Annotated in this window: 1 protein-coding gene and 1 pseudogene; one reads left to right on the plus strand and one right to left on the minus strand. The window is 56.6% G+C overall.

The genetic code is table 11. The features are described 5' to 3' along the window. The first annotated feature begins 59 nt into the window (after positions 1-59). Complete coding sequence (locus tag GRB80_RS16645; RefSeq protein ID WP_161424382.1) at positions 60-458, plus strand: LysR substrate-binding domain-containing protein; 399 nt, start codon at positions 60-62, stop codon at positions 456-458. 339 nt (positions 459-797) lie between these two features. On the opposite strand, the pseudogene GRB80_RS16650 reads toward GRB80_RS16645, so the two are convergent. Beyond that, positions 798-1,315: pseudogene (locus tag GRB80_RS16650) on the minus strand (IS30 family transposase); the annotation flags it as partial. Positions 1,316-1,391: the final 76 nt, after the last annotated feature.

The following is a 1,391-nucleotide window of genomic DNA, read 5'->3' on the forward strand; positions in this document are numbered from 1 at the left end:
GGCCTGACGCCGATGATGACCCGATCCGAGCTTAGCTAACCTGTCAGGTGGTCCGAAAGATGGGGACCACTTCAATCTTCCAGACAGCCGACGGGGCCTTCGATAACCTTAAGGACCACAAGCCCCCACTGGAAGGCGATTTGAACCTAGCGGTCAGCTATACCGTCACGGCCTACTGCCTACCCTCGCTAGGGTCTAGATTCCAACGTAACTACCCCAGAGTGCAACTCCGTCTTTCTGAGGCACCTCGCCCCGAGAACGAGCAGGGACTACTGTCGGGTCGCTTCGACCTGGCTATTGCGCTGAGTTCGAACCTTGACACCACAGCTCCTATAAAAGCCAGCTGCGGACTTATTCGCTACACAGTCGCGTGGGACTGCAGCCACCATCCGTGCTGTCAAGGAAAACCGTCAGCCTACACGACGTGGCTGACTATCCCTGCATCAGGCTTACGGTAGTCGAGGCGATCAGGCTGCGATCAGCTACTGGAAGCAAGCCGAGCTCAAACCTAATATCCTTATGGTTGAAGCGATACGCAGCCTGGTGGTCAGCGGTACCGGTGTCAGCATTCTCTCAGACATGATCTATTGCCTTTGGTCCCTAGAAGACCGTCGCATCGAGCATATCGATCTGTTAGCACCCCATCCCCATCATGGAGATAGGCCTTGCCTGAGCGCGAAAACGGCTTCTAGGAGCCACAACCAAAGCCTCCCGTGAGTACTACAACTCATGACTCCTGATGACCACCCCTGTCGCAAAGTAAAGGCACGCCACCGGTCTAACTCATGACCCTGAATTCAAACAATAAGTGCAGCACCTGCTGTGTCCGGGGCTCCTGAGTACTCCCGCAGGAACACTTGTGCCGGTGTCCGGTGACCGAGACGCATTCGAGGGCGATCATTGAGCTTCTTGACCATCTTGTGCAGCTCGGCATAGGTGACCTGCCGGAAGTCCGCCCCCAGGGGAAGTACTGCCTTATCAGGACATTTGTGTTCTCGTTGCTCCCACACTTCCCGGAGCAGTAGAGGTCGCAAAAGTAGGTTTCTGCGGTCACCGCCTTGCCTACGGCTATGTGACCAGCGAACTCCGAGCCGTTATCCAGGGTGACGGTCTTCACAGCACCCCAGCAAGGCTTCAACAGGCGGATCATGGCCGCTTGCGTCAGTTCCGCTGAGACCTTGGGCAGCCGTGCTGCCAGTAGGTAGCCGCTACTCCGGTAGCCGCTACTCCGCTCTACCAGCGTGACCAAGTCTGATTGCTTGTGCCCTTGAGTCACGGTGTCTCCCTCCCAGTACCCGATGAAGCGGCGATCATCGTAAACGGTCCACAAACCCCATCTTCTGCATCTAAATAGTGTCCGTCAGACTGGTGTCACCCGACCCCAAGGAGGA

Source organism: Halomonas icarae (assembly GCF_009901955.1).
GTDB classification, from domain to species: domain Bacteria; phylum Pseudomonadota; class Gammaproteobacteria; order Pseudomonadales; family Halomonadaceae; genus Halomonas; species Halomonas icarae.